Source organism: Butyrivibrio sp. AE3004 (assembly GCF_000703165.1).
In the GTDB taxonomy this organism is placed as follows: domain Bacteria; phylum Bacillota; class Clostridia; order Lachnospirales; family Lachnospiraceae; genus Butyrivibrio.
Genome location: NZ_JNLQ01000002.1, coordinates 3,065,849 through 3,081,284, shown reverse-complemented (window position 1 = coordinate 3,081,284; position 15,436 = coordinate 3,065,849). Strand labels below are relative to the sequence as shown.

The 15,436-nt window shown below is 41.3% G+C and carries 12 protein-coding genes, 1 tRNA gene and 1 rRNA gene; 13 read left to right on the top strand and 1 reads right to left on the bottom strand.

What is annotated here, in order from left to right; all coding sequences use genetic code 11:
• The first annotated feature begins 39 nt into the window (after positions 1-39).
• From BV60_RS0116225 to BV60_RS0116200, 6 genes are all read left to right on the top strand, one after another.
• A complete protein-coding gene (locus BV60_RS0116225; RefSeq protein ID WP_051656800.1) occupies positions 40-1,263 on the top strand; it encodes a glycosyltransferase in 1,224 nt (407 codons plus the stop codon).
• A 99-nt stretch (positions 1,264-1,362) separates the two neighbouring features.
• Positions 1,363-1,518 (top strand): rubredoxin, encoded by a 156-nt coding sequence (rd, locus tag BV60_RS0116220; protein ID WP_029323409.1) that lies wholly within the window; start codon positions 1,363-1,365, stop codon positions 1,516-1,518.
• 142 nt (positions 1,519-1,660) lie between these two features.
• Positions 1,661-2,887, top strand: coding sequence for a 6-phosphofructokinase (locus BV60_RS0116215; RefSeq protein WP_029323408.1), 1,227 nt, complete (start codon positions 1,661-1,663; stop codon positions 2,885-2,887).
• A gap of 76 nt (positions 2,888-2,963) precedes the next feature.
• The gene (locus BV60_RS0116210; protein WP_156036134.1) at positions 2,964-3,581 is read left to right on the top strand and encodes a hypothetical protein; all 618 of its coding nucleotides are present in this window, start codon (positions 2,964-2,966) and stop codon (positions 3,579-3,581) included.
• Positions 3,582-3,695: 114 nt separating this feature from the next.
• Positions 3,696-5,564: a glutamine--fructose-6-phosphate transaminase (isomerizing) gene (gene glmS / locus BV60_RS0116205; protein WP_029323404.1), complete on the top strand. Its 1,869-nt coding sequence runs from the start codon at positions 3,696-3,698 to the stop codon at positions 5,562-5,564.
• Positions 5,565-5,753: 189 nt separating this feature from the next.
• Complete coding sequence (locus BV60_RS0116200; protein WP_029323403.1) at positions 5,754-7,070, top strand: sugar phosphate nucleotidyltransferase; 1,317 nt, start codon at positions 5,754-5,756, stop codon at positions 7,068-7,070.
• Between the two features lie 85 nt (positions 7,071-7,155).
• On the opposite strand, the gene BV60_RS0116195 is transcribed toward BV60_RS0116200, so the two are convergent.
• A tRNA-Ser gene (locus BV60_RS0116195) sits at positions 7,156-7,242 on the bottom strand.
• A gap of 199 nt (positions 7,243-7,441) precedes the next feature.
• On the opposite strand from BV60_RS0116195, the gene dnaX reads away from it, so the two are divergent.
• The 7 genes from dnaX (at position 7,442) to BV60_RS0116160 (ending at position 15,387) form a co-directional block, all read left to right on the top strand.
• A complete protein-coding gene (gene dnaX, locus BV60_RS0116190) occupies positions 7,442-9,373 on the top strand; it encodes a DNA polymerase III subunit gamma/tau (RefSeq protein WP_081846727.1) in 1,932 nt (643 codons plus the stop codon).
• 22 nt (positions 9,374-9,395) lie between these two features.
• A complete protein-coding gene (locus BV60_RS0116185) occupies positions 9,396-9,746 on the top strand; it encodes a YbaB/EbfC family nucleoid-associated protein (protein WP_029323398.1) in 351 nt (116 codons plus the stop codon).
• Complete coding sequence (gene recR / locus BV60_RS0116180) at positions 9,746-10,345, top strand: recombination mediator RecR (protein ID WP_029323396.1); 600 nt, start codon at positions 9,746-9,748, stop codon at positions 10,343-10,345. The genes BV60_RS0116185 and recR overlap by 1 nt, the downstream gene beginning before the upstream one ends.
• A 191-nt stretch (positions 10,346-10,536) precedes the next feature.
• Positions 10,537-11,577 carry an aldose epimerase family protein gene (locus tag BV60_RS0116175; protein ID WP_029323394.1) on the top strand — a complete coding sequence of 347 codons (1,041 nt, stop codon included), beginning with the start codon at positions 10,537-10,539 and terminating at the stop codon, positions 11,575-11,577.
• Between the two features lie 28 nt (positions 11,578-11,605).
• Positions 11,606-12,919 carry a DUF5711 family protein gene (locus tag BV60_RS0116170; RefSeq protein ID WP_029323392.1) on the top strand — a complete coding sequence of 438 codons (1,314 nt, stop codon included), beginning with the start codon at positions 11,606-11,608 and terminating at the stop codon, positions 12,917-12,919.
• 151 nt (positions 12,920-13,070) lie between these two features.
• On the top strand, positions 13,071-13,523 hold the full coding sequence (locus BV60_RS0116165; RefSeq protein ID WP_029323390.1) for a CvpA family protein: 453 nt from the start codon (positions 13,071-13,073) through the stop codon (positions 13,521-13,523).
• A gap of 319 nt (positions 13,524-13,842) precedes the next feature.
• Positions 13,843-15,387 (top strand): 16S ribosomal RNA (locus BV60_RS0116160).
• The last annotated feature ends 49 nt before the right edge of the window (positions 15,388-15,436 follow it).

The window sequence follows — 15,436 nt, the reverse complement described above, 5'->3', positions numbered from 1 at the left end:
AAGCTTATGATATAAAGCACTAAAAGTAATGGAGGAGTAATGATAAGGAAAGTTATTAAAATGATACTGCCTTACATTATTCGAGAAAGAATTCGTGGCGTATTATTCAGAGTAAGGTATTTGAGAATAAAAAGGAAAGAAGAGAACTTCAGAACTAATCCTGATGGAATAAACCTGATAGGGCATATTCGAGGAGATTATGGTCTGGGTGAGAGCTGCCGCCTGGTAGCAGAGACAATAAAAAACTCCGGGATACCATTTGTGGTTATTAACGTTTTTCAAAATAGGATTGCTACGGAAACAAATGATTCCTATAAAAAATATGAGTCAGAGAATCTGAAATATAACGTTAATCTGATACATTTAAATCCTAATGAACTTCCGGTTTCAATCAGAACAATGACTGGGGATACCTTTAACAACAGATATCAGGTCGGGTATTGGCTATGGGAACTTCCGGAATTCCCAAGGGAATGGAATTATGCTTTTGAAATGTTTGATGAGATATGGACCCCATCTGAATTTGTTTCAAATGCAATAAGAGCGGCTACAAACAAGCCGGTTTATACCGTGCCTTATGCTATGAGTGTACCAAAAACCGATGAGAAGTATGATAGGAAATACTTTGGCTTACCTGATGATAAATTTTTATATATTTTATCATATGATGGATTTAGCAATTCTGATCGAAAAAATCCCGAAGCTTCAATTATGGCTTATAAAGAAGCGTATCCCAAAGAGTTACCTGACATAGGACTTATAATCAAAGCTACGCATGCAGGGAATGCTGAACTGGAACATCTTAAGAATTTACTGTACGGCTATGAAAACATATATATTCTTACGGATAGTTATAGCAAAATCGAGTTTAACAGTCTTATCAAATGCGCAGATGTTCATATTTCACTTCATAGGTCTGAAGGTTTTGGACTTGTTATGGCAGAAGCGATGTTTCTGGGAACGCCTACCGTATCTACCAATTGGTCTGCTAATGCGGAATTCATGTCAGAAGATGCATGCTGCATGGTTCCGGTTAATATAATAGAGATTGAAAAGGAAACGCCACCCTATCATAAGGGTAATCACTGGGCTGATCCCGATATTCATATTGCTGCGCGATATATTAGAAAACTCCATGATGACAGAGAATTTTATAAATATAAAAAAGAAAAAGCAGCCACTTATATAAAAGAACGTATGTCGCCGGACCATGCTGCAGAAATTTTGAATGAAAGATTCAGATTCCTGACAAACAATGAATAGGTAATTTTTTTACAAAATAATAATAAATTCATTTCGGCCCACATGTTATAATATACGTGTTAGGACAACTTGTATTTTTCACGGGAAAGGAGCTTTTCTATGAAGTACGTATGCGGTACATGTGGTTATGTTTATGATGAGGCAGCAGGAGATCCGGATAACGGTATAGCACCCGGAACAAAATGGGATGATCTTCCGGCAGATTTTGTTTGTCCGTTATGCGGAGTTGGCAAAGAAGAATTTAAACCTGAATAAAAAATTTGAACCTTGGGTATGTGGTCTAAAAAGGCTGCATACCTTTTTTGTTGCATAAAAATAATAATTTTTCACAAATTGTATTCTTTTCGTGTAAAATGTAAACAACTATTTAATTGATAAGTGAAACGGAAAGGTGCATATGAAAAACACAAACGTATTAGTAGCGCAGTCAGGTGGGCCGACCTCTGCAATAAATGCAAGTCTTGCAGGGGTTCTGAGTGCAGTTTTAGGTTCTGAGAATTTTGACAAGTGCTTTGGGGCAGTAAACGGTATTCTTGGCGTTTTAGGAGAAAAGTACATTGAAATAAGTGAGATTGCGGAGAAAGACAAAGATTTTGTTGAAGTTTTGTCGCATACGCCTGCAATGTATCTTGGAAGCTGCAGATATAAGCTTCCGGATTATAAAGATGATGATTCTCAATACGTGTTTATTTTTTCTCAATTTGAAAAATTAAATATAGGTGCCTTTTTCTATATAGGTGGAAATGACAGTATGGATACTGTTTTAAAACTATCGGAATATGCAGAAAAGATAGGTTCAAAAGTTAGAATAATAGGTATTCCCAAAACAATTGATAATGATTTATGCGTAACCGACCATACTCCCGGATTTGGTTCTGCTGCGAAGTATATAGCAACTTCAGTGCTTGAGATAGCGCATGATACTTCGATATATCCGGTCAAATCGGTAACGATAATAGAAATAATGGGGCGCGATGCAGGCTGGCTTACAGCAGCTGCAAGCCTTGCCAGAAATAAGTATTCACAGGCTCCGCATCTGATATATTTGCCTGAAGCACCATTCGATAAAGAGAAATTCCTGGAAGATGTCAGAGGTGAACTTGATAAAAGAAATAATGTTATTGTAGCTGTGTCGGAAGGAATTCGTGACAAAAACGGAAACTATATTACAGCAAGCGAATCGGCAATAGATACATTTGGACATCAGCAGCTTTCCGGCGCAGGAAAGGCACTTGAGTTTTTGATCAAAGAAAAAGTAGAAGTTAAGGTCAGATCTGTAGAGGTCAACATATTGCAGCGTTGCGCAGCTCATGTTGCAAGTAAGACTGATTTAGATGAATCCTTTTCACAGGGTGAAAAGGCGGTGGAGTTTGCAGAAGCAGAGAAGACCGGATGCATGGTGGTTCTGAAAAGAAAAAGCAATTCGCCATATGAAGTAGAGTACAGCTATGAAAAGATAAAAAATATTGCCAACGAGGTAAAAGCAATACCCCGTAACTGGATAAACAAAGCAGGAAATGACATAGAGCCTGAACTCACAGAGTATTTAAAGCCGCTTATTCAGGGAGAAGTTATGATAAAATACGCTGACGGTCTTCCGTTATATGCAGATATTATTGGATAGATATGTTTCACAGGCTTTAATAATTCTGTATAATGTGTAAGTGCAGGATAACACTAAATTATATGGAATGATTAAGATGAGTTTGATATTAAAAAGAAAATTCAGAATACTAATATGCTTTTTTATTGCATATTTATGTCTGGTTGCATTCAGTCTTGCTGCTACAAACAGGGCACCTGTGAGGAATAATGAGAGCCTGATATTGACAGATTTTGCTTCCGGACAGGAAATAGAAGATATTCCATACGGAAATCATAGTTTTAGAATGACTATTGCCGGAAGTGATGTAATACATGCGCCTGTAAATCTTATGTCCGGGGAGAGCTTTCATGTTAAGTTCAGGGCAAGGCTGGAAGGTGTTTCTGAGGCTGAAGTGGTTTCAAACCTTTCATCCGGAGAGTATGATATTCCTATTTGCTTTTTTTCGGCAGAGTTGGTCGAGGGAGATAATGAGATTGAGGGAGATCTGTTTTTTGATGGAGTTGCTCATCCTCCTGTTGCAGAGATAAATATATATACGACGACTCCGGGAGCAGAAATAACGATAACAAAGCCTAAATTCATAAGAACTGAGAGCGTAAGGATTGGTTATCTTGCATACACAGCTCTGACTCTGGCGTTTGTTTTTCTGGTACTGGGATGCATAATGCTTTTTCTGGACAGGAAACAGGCGGCTAGGGAACTTCGTGGTTAAATATGAGGTGAAAAAAGTTCCGAAACTTGTGATTTTATTAAAAACAGATATAATAGCAGTTATACGCAACAGATAAGTAAGTGAATAATATTGCGTTAAGAAAAGGAAAATAATATGTGCGGAATAGTTGGATATGTAGGAAAAAAGCAGGCAGCACCTATTTTGTTGGATGGGCTTTCCAAGCTTGAATACCGTGGATATGATTCTGCGGGATTGGCTGTCAGAGGCCTTGATGGAAAAGTGAAAGTTGTAAAGGCTAAAGGGCGTTTGAAGGTCCTTTCAGAGAAGACAAATGACGGTACATCTCTTGATGGTACTATCGGTATTGGACATACAAGATGGGCTACTCACGGTGAACCTTCTGAGATAAATGCGCATCCTCATGTTTCTGCTAACGAATTCGAGCATGGTGCTAATGTTGAAGAAGCCAATGTTGTTGGCGTTCACAATGGTATTATTGAAAACTATCAGGAGCTTAAAGAAAAGCTTTTGCGTCATGACTACGAGTTTTATTCACAAACAGATACTGAGGTGGTAGTTAAGCTTGTTGATTACTACTATAAAAAATACAATATCGGACCTATAGACGCTATTGCAAAAACTATGGTTCGTGTGCGTGGGTCTTATGCACTTGCCCTTATGTTTAAGGATTATCCTGATGAGGTCTGGGTGGCACGTAAGGATTCACCTATGGTTATCGGGGTACAGGATGGAGCAACCTATGTTGCATCTGATGTTCCTGCAATTCTTAAATATACAAGGAACGTATATTACATCGGCAATCAGGAGATGGCATGCCTTAGACAGGGAGAGGCTCACTTCTATAACCTTGACGGTGATGAAATTCAGAAAGAAAAGGTCGAGATTAAATGGGATGCCGAGGCAGCAGAAAAAGGCGGCTATGAGCATTTCATGATGAAGGAAATCCATGAACAGCCAAGAGCTGTTGAGGATACTCTTAATGCTGTTATTAAAAAAGACAAGATTGACCTCTCTGAATGTGAAATAAGTGATGAGAAAATAAAATCACTCAGACAGATTTATATAGTTGCCTGTGGTTCAGCATGGCATGTTGGAATGGCAGCTCAGTATGTGCTTGAAGACCTTACCAGAATTCCGGTACGTGTCGAACTTGCATCGGAATTCAGATACAGAAAACCTTTACTGGATAAAGATGACCTTGTAATTATCATTTCACAATCCGGAGAAACAGCGGATTCGCTTGCTGCCCTTCGCGAGGCTAAGAGCCATGGGGTTGCTACTTTGGGAATAGTGAATGTAATCGGTTCATCAATTGCAAGAGAAGCCGATCATGTTCTTTACACTCTGGCAGGTCCGGAAATTGCAGTTGCCACAACCAAAGCTTACAGTACTCAGCTTGTTGCATGCTATGCTCTTGCTGTTCACTTCGGACATGTAAGGGAGCTAATAGATGATGAGAAATACGCATACTACATTTCAGAGATGAGGACAATCCCTGAGAAGATTCAGAAGGTTCTTGATGATAAAGAAAGACTTCAGTGGTTCGCGGCTAAATATTCAAATGCCAAGGATGTATTCTTTGTTGGTCGTGGAATAGACTATGCAGCTTCACTTGAAGGCAGTCTTAAGATGAAGGAAATTTCCTACATCCATTCGGAAGCGTATGCTGCAGGTGAGTTAAAGCACGGAACCATCAGCCTCATAGAGGATGGCATCCTTGTAATCGGTGTTCTTACTCAGAATGACCTTTATGAGAAAACCGTCAGCAACATGGTTGAGTGTAAGGCAAGAGGTGCATACCTCATGGGTCTTACCACCTATGGCCATTATGAGATAGAGGATACTGTGGACTTTGCAGCGTATGTACCCAGGATAGATGAGCATTTTGCAGCATCACTTGCTGTGATCCCGCTCCAGCTCCTTGGCTATTACATCAGCGTTGCCAAGGGCCTTGATGTAGACAAGCCCCGCAACCTCGCTAAGAGTGTTACAGTAGAATGATTTAAGACTTCCGATGGAAGCACAGAAAAACACAGTCTTCCAATGAAAGAGCAGAAAAATAAAGGTCTCCAAATGGAAGAGCAGAAAAATACAATATTCTAATGGAAGCGTAGAAAAACTAAAAGGCTTCCCCCCTGTGGGGGAAGGTGTCACCGCAGGTGACGGATGAGGGAAATAGAATGGAGCACAATGAACATTATTTTGTTATCAGGCGGTTCAGGTCAGCGCTTATGGCCTCTTTCAAATGATGTCAGATCAAAACAGTTTATAAAAATCTTTAAGGATAAGGATGGAGAATATGAGTCCATGGTCCAGAGGGTTTATCGCCAGATAAGAGAGATTGATTCTGATGCAAATGTAACAATTGCAACCAGTAAGACTCAGGTTTCAGCCATACATAATCAGCTTGGAGAGGATGTTGGAATTTCTATTGAGCCCTGCAGGAGGGATACATTTCCTGCGATAGCGCTTGCCAGCGCATATCTGAAAGATGTGCAGAATGTAAGCCCGGATGAGGCGGTTGTTGTATGCCCTGTTGATCCTTATGTGGAAAAAGATTATTTTATGGCACTCGAGAAGCTCTCGGAGCTTGCTCAAAATGGTGATGCGAATCTGACGCTTATGGGAATTGATCCGACTTACCCTTCTGAGAAATACGGATACATTATTCCAGAGGATAAGGCAGAGGTATCAAAGGTAGTATCATTTAAGGAAAAGCCGGACGTTGCGACTGCAAAGGATTACATTTCCAAAGGTGCCCTTTGGAATGGCGGTATTTTTGCATATAAGCTTTCATATCTTCTTAATAAGGCACATGAACTTATTGATTTTTCTGATTACAATGATCTTTTTGAAAAATATGAGACGCTTGAAAAGATTTCCTTTGACTATGCAGTGGTAGAAAAGGAATCTAATATAAGCGTGATACGTTTTGGCGGACTTTGGAAGGATCTTGGAACCTGGAACACTCTTACTGAAGCAATGGAAGAAAACGTGATCGGGGATGCACTTTTAAATGATAAATGCGAAGATGTTCACGTGATAAATGATCTGAATATTCCGATAATAGCCATGGGAATTAAAAATGCTGTGATAGCAGCATCTCCTGAGGGAATTCTTGTATCAGATAAAGAACAGAGCTCTTACATAAAGCCTTTTGTTGAGAAAATAGAGCAGCCGATCATGTTTGCAGAAAAATCCTGGGGAAGCTACAGAGTTCTCGATGCTGAAAAAGACTCTCTTACCATCAAGGTTACCTTAAATCCCGGACATTCAATGAACTATCATAGTCACGAGAGACGAGATGAGGTTTGGAGCATAGTAAGAGGCGTAGGCAGAACAATTATTGACGGCGAAGAAAAAACTGTTCGTCCTGGAGATGTAGTAAACATGAAAGCCGGTTCAAAGCATACAGTAATAAATGATAGTGATGAAGAACTACAGATCATAGAAGTTCAGCTGGGAAGAGATATAACAGTTGAAGATAAGGTAAAACACGAATTGTGATAAAAATTTAAGGAGCATTCCGAAGAGGAGATGCTCCTTAGTTTTTGTCTTGTTTATCAGAAAATTAAAAACAAAGAATTATGAACGGAGTCGGAGGGATTCGAACCCTCGTGCCCAAAAAGGACAAACGCATTTCGAGTGCGCCTCATTACGACCACTTTGATACGACTCCTTACAATACATGCTATACTCATGCATGCTTTTTTATTATACGAGCCATGTTTTCTTAAGTCAATAAACTATTGTTGATGAGGACTTAATTGAGTATAATTAGATGATTGGAGTATGAAAAAGCCCGGCGGATTTTTTGAAACGATATTTTTATAGAGTAACTTCGATAGTATATATTCGCTTGGCGAATGGGGTTATTAATGGCATACGTAGCTTTATATAGAAAATTCAGACCTCCTGTCTTTGATGACGTCAAAGGACAGGATCATATAGTGACTACGCTAAAGAATCAGATAAAATCAGACAGAATCGGTCATGCGTACCTGTTTTGCGGAACTCGCGGAACCGGCAAGACATCAGTTGCCAAGATTCTGGCAAGAGCAGTTAATTGCGAGAATCCACAAGATGGAAGCCCTTGCGGTGAATGTCCGACTTGCAAGGCAATAGAGTCCGGTGCTGCAATGGGGAATGTTATCGAGATTGATGCTGCATCCAATAACGGCGTAGACAACATCCGAGAGATTATTGACGAGATCTCATATTCACCGACTGTTGGAAAATATAAGGTATATATTATAGACGAGGTTCATATGCTCTCAACGGGAGCTTTTAATGCACTGTTGAAAAGTCTTGAGGAGCCTCCGTCTTATGTTATTTTTATCTTGGCAACTACAGAGGTTCAGAAGATTCCGATAACGATTCTGTCCAGATGTCAGAGATATGATTTCCACAGAATTACGATTGATACAATTGCCGACAGACTTAGGGAGGTAGTTACCAAAGAAGGCATTCAGGTTGAAGAAAAAGCCCTTCGCTATGTTGCCAAGGCAGCAGACGGCTCTATGAGGGACTCTCTGAGTCTTCTTGATCAGTGTATTGCATTTAATTACGGCGAAGAACTTACTTATGACAGAGTACTTGGAGTTCTTGGGGCAGTTGACACCGAGATATTCGGCAGGCTCTTTTCGCATTTGATAAAGCAGGACGTTACAGGAGCACTGAATCTATTGTCTGAAATAGTAATCCAGGGACGTGAACTGTCGCAGTTTGTGAACGATTTTATCTGGTACCTGAGAAATCTTATGCTTGTAAGCACATCCGACAATATGGAGGATGCAGTGGATATGTCCACTGACAATCTTAAAATTTTGAAGGAACTTGCTAAAGAATCTGACGTAGAAACAATAATGAGATATATCAGAGTGTTCTCGGAACTTTCACAGAGCTTGCGATATGCACCCCAGAAACGTATCCTGATAGAGGTTGCTCTTATAAGACTCTGCAAACCTCAGATGGAGGAGGGAAGTGATGCGCTTCTTGACAGAATAAGAATTCTGGAAGATAAAAGTAAAGAGCTTGACGGAGTCATAGGAGGCATTAAAAGTGGCCAAATAACTGTTGGTGCAGCAGGCACAACTGCCGGAAATACAACTGGTGATATTCAGGGAAAAGATGCCGGACCTGCAAAAGCTAAAGTCCTTGAAAGTGCAGTTGCCGAGGATGTAAAAAAAGTAGTGAACAATTGGGGAAGAATTCTTGTGAAAATGGGAATGCCCATGCGCGTCTACATGGAAAAAGCTATCCTTAGTCAGGGAAATGACAATAAGCTTTTTATTGTGCTTGATAATAAGGAACGGGTTCTTAAGTATAATGAAGATCCGGGTAAAAGTGAACTTTCGGCTGTGCTTGATGAAGCAATTGGTAAACACATAGATTTTGAGATGCGTTATGCTGATAATGAAAGGCCGGTTGAAGAACAATATGTAAGTCTTAACAATATCCAATTTGATATAGTGGTTGAGGAAGAAGAGGAGATGCCGGAACTGCCTTTGGAGCTACAAACAAAAGATACAGAGGTAAGTGAAGTAGATGCAACTGAAACTGAAAACCATGAAAATTCCGAAATTTATGACGGTGAGTCTGACGCTTTGGAAATTGAGAATTCCGGAGGTGATATAATTACCGGATTCGATGATGATTATGAGATGCAGGAAGCCATGGATGCAGCTTATGAGGCTAGCAGGATGGCAGCAGAATATGATGAGGGTAATATACCCGAAGATGCATATAACGACCAACAGGCCATGGATGAAGAAAACGCCTTCGAAGAGAAGGACCATGATGAAGATTAAAACAGACAGGAGGATTTAATAAATGGCAAAAAGAGGTGGATTCCCGGGAGGTATGCCGGGTAACATGAATAATTTAATGAAGCAGGCACAGCGTATGCAGCGCCAGATGGAAGAAAGTCAGAAAGAACTGGAGACCAAGGAATTTAAAGCAAGTGCAGGAGGCGGAGCTGTAGAAGCCGTTGTTACGGGAGGCAAGAAGCTCCAGTCGATAACAATTGCTCAGGATGCAGTTGATCCCGATGATGTAGAGATGCTTCAGGATATGATAGTTGCAGCTGTTAATGAGGCTATGGACCTTGCGGAAAAAGCACAGGGTGACATTATGGGTAAGATGACAGGCGGCCTTGGAGGTCTCGGAGGACTTTCATTTTAATGGATCTTTACAGCGGACATATTAACAGACTGATCGAAGAGCTTTCTTCTCTTCCGGGTATTGGAGGTAAGTCGGCTCAGAGACTGGCTTTTTATATAATTGGACTTCCCAAGGACAGAGTTCAGAGATTAGCTAAATCTTTGACAGATGCAAGGGAAAATGTTCACTATTGCAGCAAATGTTGTACGCTTACTGATGATGAAGTCTGTCCAATCTGTGCCAATGAAAAGAGAGACCACAGAACCATAATGGTGGTTGAAAATACAAGAGATCTTGCGGCATACGAGAAGACAGGAAAGTATGATGGAGTATACCATGTTCTTCATGGAGCAATATCTCCCATGCTTGGGATCGGACCGGGAGATATAAAACTCAAGGAACTTGTTCAGAGGCTTCAGACTGAAACGGTAGATGAGGTTATTATAGCGACCAACTCAAGTCTTGAGGGTGAAACGACAGGTATGTATATCAGTAAACTGATTAAGCCTACAGGCATTAAAGTAACAAGAATAGCGAGTGGTGTTCCGGTCGGAGGAGACCTGGAGTACATAGATGAAGTCACACTGCTTCGCGCATTGGAAGGCAGAACGGAACTTTAAATATTCTGCTACATTCCAAGAATGCTAAGCATGGCCCGGTGATGGTACCGGAAACACAGATGTTGTGAGTTATCTATAAATAAGAGTATACAGATGAGATAGTGCCAAATAGTTTATGAAAACTTTGTACTAACCTAAGGAATCCACCAAAAGAGGGACCCCCCTTAGGCCGAAAAAGCGGAGGTATAAAAATGAGTGTGAAGAGAGAATTTTTGGGAGAAACAAAAGAAGGAGCACCAATTTACGGTTATCATATGACAAACTCTCAGGGTATGGAGGTTTGTCTTATGAACTATGGCGCAGCCATCAGAAATATTTTTGTTAAGGATAAGTATGGCGAGAAGAGAGATGTTGTACTTGGCTTTGATGATCCTGAAAAATATTTTGACAACCCTTGCTTTATAGGTGTGGTAGTAGGTCCTGTTGCAAACAGAGTTGGCGGTGCAAGCTACGAAATTGACGGAAAGAAATTCAATATGGCTGTGAATGATGGTCCAAACAACCTGCACAGTGATTTTGATAACGGTTTTCATAAGAGAGTATGGGAAGCGGATGAGACTGAAGACAGTGTTATATTTACCTTAAAATCAGAAGACGGAGATCTTGGTTTTTCAGGAAACAGAGTATTTACTGTTACTTATACACTTTCTGAGGATAACTCATTATCGCTTCATTATCATGCTGTAAGTGATGCAAAAACAATGATAAATGTGACAAATCATTGTTACTTCAATCTTCGTGGTCAGGGGACTGGCTCTATCAGTGATCATATTGCACAGTTCAATTCATCCGCTACTACAGTTGTGGGAGCAGGTCTTATTCCTACCGGTGAAATTGCAGATGTTGAAGGTACTCCATTTGATTTTAGAAATGAAAAAGGGATCGGTCTTGAAATTGATGCGGATAATGAACAGTTAAAGCTTGGCAGTGGCTACGATCATAACTTTATTATTGATGGTGCTGACGGAACAAGAAGAACATTTGCTACCGTAAAGTGTCCTGAATCCGGAATTACAATGCAGTGTGATACTACTCTTCCGGCATTCCAATTTTATGCCGGCAATTTCCTTGATGCTGAAGGTGGTAAGGGAGGAGCAGACTATAAAGCAAGAGAAGGTTTCTGCCTTGAGACACAGATATATCCTGATGCCATACATCATGCAGGATTCCCGGATGCGGTATTTGGGCCGGAACGTGAATATGATTCAATAACGGTATATCGATTTATTTAAGTATTATTATTTTGGAAAAGAGTTATAAATGGCAGAAGTCAAAGATTTCACCAAATATATAAAAAAATTACAAAGGAATAATTCTACCGGTGATGACAGGGATGATGATCCATTCGCTGCGTTAAATGGCGATTATGACTGGGACGAAGAAGATGATCTTCCGGATGTAAGCAGTGAAGATTACGAAAGCTCAGGTCCATCCTACCGGGAACGTATCAGAAAGCATAGGATTGCAGTCTTTATAAGGACAATCGTTGTTCTGGTAATTACCGTATTTGTAGTTGTTGCGGTATATGTCAGCTGGAGAGATAAACATTTTACTGAAAGCTCCATAATTTCAACGGTAAGGATCACGGATGCGCAAGGTGCCAAAGCTATCAACCTGGGTGGCCATATTCTGACATATAGTAAAGATGGTGCCAGTTGTTTGGATGGATCCGGTCAGCAGCTTTGGAATCAGACATATCAGATGCAAAATCCTACAGTACATACATGCAAAGATGTTGTGGCTATAGGAGACTACAACGGCCACAACATTTACGTGGCTAATACAAGTGGAGCTTTGGGGGAAATAGACACCAATCTGCCCATCAGAGACTTTTGCGTGGCTTCTCAGGGTGTTGTTGCGGCAGTTCTTGATGATAAGAACGTTACATGGATTTACCTTTTTGATGCTTCGGGGAATACTCTTGCAAGCTTTAAGACAACCATGCAGGATAGCGGATATCCGGTGGATATTGCAATATCACCCAGTGGTGAACTGGTCTGTGTTTCATATCTTAAGGCAGACAGCGGACAGTTGAAAACGAGTGTTGCATTCTTTAACTTTGGTGCGGTAGGTCAGAATCTTGCTGACAATTATGCAAGTGGTTACGACTATCCAAATGTTGTTGTGCCTTATGTACAGTTCATGAATGATTCGAAGACTTTTGCAGTGGCGGATGACAGAATTATGTTTTTCTCAGGTAAGGAGGTTCCGACAAGTCAGACAGAAAGCCTTACGGGAGAGGAAGAAATACGATCTGTTTTCTTTAATGATTCACATGTTGGTGTTGTGTTTGTGAATAATACAGAAGAGGGTGCATACAGACTTCAGATATATGATGAAACAGGTAATCTTGAAACTACCATTTTTTTCGATACTGAGTATGCAGATGTTTTATTTGAAAGTGGACAGATTCTTGTTTATGGTGATGGAGAATATATACTTTATGATATGAAGGGGAATGAAAAATTCAGAGGAAGTTTTGATCGTGCTGTAAAAGTAATGATTCCTACAAATGTCAGAAGTAAATTCATTTTGGTTACCGAGAATTCGATTGATACTCTTGAACTCAAATAATCTGAAAGTTTTATTAAGTTACTATATTAATATGGTGAAAGTTTTATTAAATTACTATATTAATATAGTGAAAGTTTTATAAATAATATTTGGTTTAAAAAAGTAACGTAATATATGACGAATGTATTCTGAAAATATAAGGTTGTGAATTATGGATGTTATGACATTTATTTCAATGCCGCAGGTGATAGTATCACTTGCGGTTTTAATTGTATTATTATGGCGAATTGCTTATGGCTATAAATACGGACTTGTTAACGAACTTATTGAAATTGCCGGACTTGCAGTAGGATTTGTGATTTTTAATCTCTCTGCAGGCTCGATTGGAAAAATTCTGCACGGAGAAAATCTGCATATTATTAAGACGGTTGTTCAGATTGCAATTGTTGTTGCAATATACAGAATAATACAGGGCATCGCAAAAGGAACTAAAGGTTCAGGTAAAATTCCGATTCTGAGTAAGACCAATAAGTTCCTTGGGGCGTGTTTTGGCGTATTGGAAACATACATGTGGGTTATGTTGATCCAGTATATAATAGGCTATAGGATTGATTCAGCAATTTCTTTTACAATTTTTGAAATTATTGGTTGCATTGCTGTGTAAGTAATGCTATAATCAATTTCGCTCACTTCGAGAGAGTAATATCTGAGAGCTGATAACTGATCGATAAAAACTTTCGAAAAAAGCAAAAAAAGTTCTTGACAGAAAGCACACGACATGATATCCTATCAGAGTTGCGGCTGACAAGCCAAGCGATACAAACAGCACATTGACAATGAAATAGTAATGCAACCCTGAAAATTCCAAAAAAGAATATTCAGAGAACAAAACAAACCTAACAAGGTAAAAACGGACAGAACAAAAGCCAAGCTTAAGTTCTGGTCAGACGAACGAGATCAGGAGAGATCCTGATAGAACATTTAAACGTGAGAGTTCGATCCTGGCTCAGGATGAACGCTGGCGGCGTGCCTAACACATGCAAGTCGAACGGAGAATATACGCTTCCGAGACTTCGGTCAAAGATTGTATATTCTTAGTGGCGGACGGGTGAGTAACGCGTGGGCAACCTGCCTCGTACCGGGGGATAACAGTTGGAAACGACTGTTAATACCGCATAAGCGCACGGTGTCGCATGACACAGTGTGAAAAACTCCGGTGGTACGAGATGGGCCCGCGTCAGATTAGCCAGTTGGTGGGGTAACGGCCTACCAAAGCAACGATCTGTAGCCGGACTGAGAGGTCGGACGGCCACATTGGGACTGAGACACGGCCCAAACTCCTACGGGAGGCAGCAGTGGGGGATATTGCACAATGGGCGAAAGCCTGATGCAGCGACGCCGCGTGAGTGAAGAAGTATCTCGGTATGTAAAGCTCTATCAGCAGGGAAGAAAGACCCTTCGGGGAGATGACGGTACCTGACTAAGAAGCCCCGGCTAACTACGTGCCAGCAGCCGCGGTAATACGTAGGGGGCAAGCGTTATCCGGATTTACTGGGTGTAAAGGGAGCGCAGACGGTGATGCAAGTCTGAAGTGAAACCCCACGGCTCAACCGTGGGCTTGCTTTGGAAACTGTATGACTAGAGTACTGGAGAGGTAAGCGGAATTCCTAGTGTAGCGGTGAAATGCGTAGATATTAGGAGGAACATCGGTGGCGAAGGCGGCTTACTGGACAGCAACTGACGTTGAGGCTCGAAGGCGTGGGGAGCAAACAGGATTAGATACCCTGGTAGTCCACGCGGTAAACGATGAATACTAGGTGTTGGGGGACGAAGTCCTTCAGTGCCGGCGCAAACGCATTAAGTATTCCACCTGGGGAGTACGTTCGCAAGAATGAAACTCAAAGGAATTGACGGGGACCCGCACAAGCGGTGGAGCATGTGGTTTAATTCGAAGCAACGCGAAGAACCTTACCAGATCTTGAGATCCTGCTGAATACAGAGTAATGTCTGTAGGCCTTCGGGACAGTAGAGACAGGTGGTGCATGGTTGTCGTCAGCTCGTGTCGTGAGATGTTGGGTTAAGTCCCGCAACGAGCGCAACCCTTGTCCATAGTAGCCAGCAGTAAGATGGGAACTCTATGGAGACTGCCAGGGATAACCTGGAGGAAGGTGGGGATGACGTCAAATCATCATGCCCCTTATGATCTGGGCGACACACGTGCTACAATGTCGTAACAAAGAGAAGCGAACCCGCGAGGGGGAGCAAATCCCAAAAATAACGACCCAGTTCGGACTGTAGGCTGCAACCCGCCTGCACGAAGCTGGAATCGCTAGTAATCGCAGATCAGCATGCTGCGGTGAATACGTTCCCGGGTCTTGTACACACCGCCCGTCACACCATGGGAGTCGGAAATGCCCGAAGCCGGTGACCTAACCGCAAGGAAGGAGCCGTCGAAGGCAGGTCGGATGACTGGGGTGAAGTCGTAACAAGGTAGCCGTAGGAGAACCTGCGGCTGGATCACCTCCTTTCTAAGGAAGAGGAAGAAGTAGGGAGTTGCATTACTGTTTTGTTGCCGGT

Excerpts from the sequence above, each read along its gene's own strand:
- BV60_RS0116200 (WP_029323403.1), top strand. The coding sequence starts at position 5,754 with ATGAACATTATTTTGTTATCAGGCGGTTCAGGTCAGCGCTTATGGCCT.
- dnaX (WP_081846727.1), top strand. The coding sequence starts at position 7,442 with ATGGCATACGTAGCTTTATATAGAAAATTCAGACCTCCTGTCTTTGAT.
- recR (WP_029323396.1), top strand. The coding sequence starts at position 9,746 with ATGGATCTTTACAGCGGACATATTAACAGACTGATCGAAGAGCTTTCT.
- BV60_RS0116170 (WP_029323392.1), top strand. The coding sequence starts at position 11,606 with ATGGCAGAAGTCAAAGATTTCACCAAATATATAAAAAAATTACAAAGG.
- BV60_RS0116175 (WP_029323394.1), top strand. The coding sequence starts at position 10,537 with ATGAGTGTGAAGAGAGAATTTTTGGGAGAAACAAAAGAAGGAGCACCA.
- BV60_RS0116185 (WP_029323398.1), top strand. The coding sequence starts at position 9,396 with ATGGCAAAAAGAGGTGGATTCCCGGGAGGTATGCCGGGTAACATGAAT.
- BV60_RS0116215 (WP_029323408.1), top strand. The coding sequence starts at position 1,661 with ATGAAAAACACAAACGTATTAGTAGCGCAGTCAGGTGGGCCGACCTCT.
- rd (WP_029323409.1), top strand. The coding sequence starts at position 1,363 with ATGAAGTACGTATGCGGTACATGTGGTTATGTTTATGATGAGGCAGCA.
- glmS (WP_029323404.1), top strand. The coding sequence starts at position 3,696 with ATGTGCGGAATAGTTGGATATGTAGGAAAAAAGCAGGCAGCACCTATT.
- BV60_RS0116165 (WP_029323390.1), top strand. The coding sequence starts at position 13,071 with ATGGATGTTATGACATTTATTTCAATGCCGCAGGTGATAGTATCACTT.
- BV60_RS0116210 (WP_156036134.1), top strand. The coding sequence starts at position 2,964 with ATGAGTTTGATATTAAAAAGAAAATTCAGAATACTAATATGCTTTTTT.
- BV60_RS0116225 (WP_051656800.1), top strand. The coding sequence starts at position 40 with ATGATAAGGAAAGTTATTAAAATGATACTGCCTTACATTATTCGAGAA.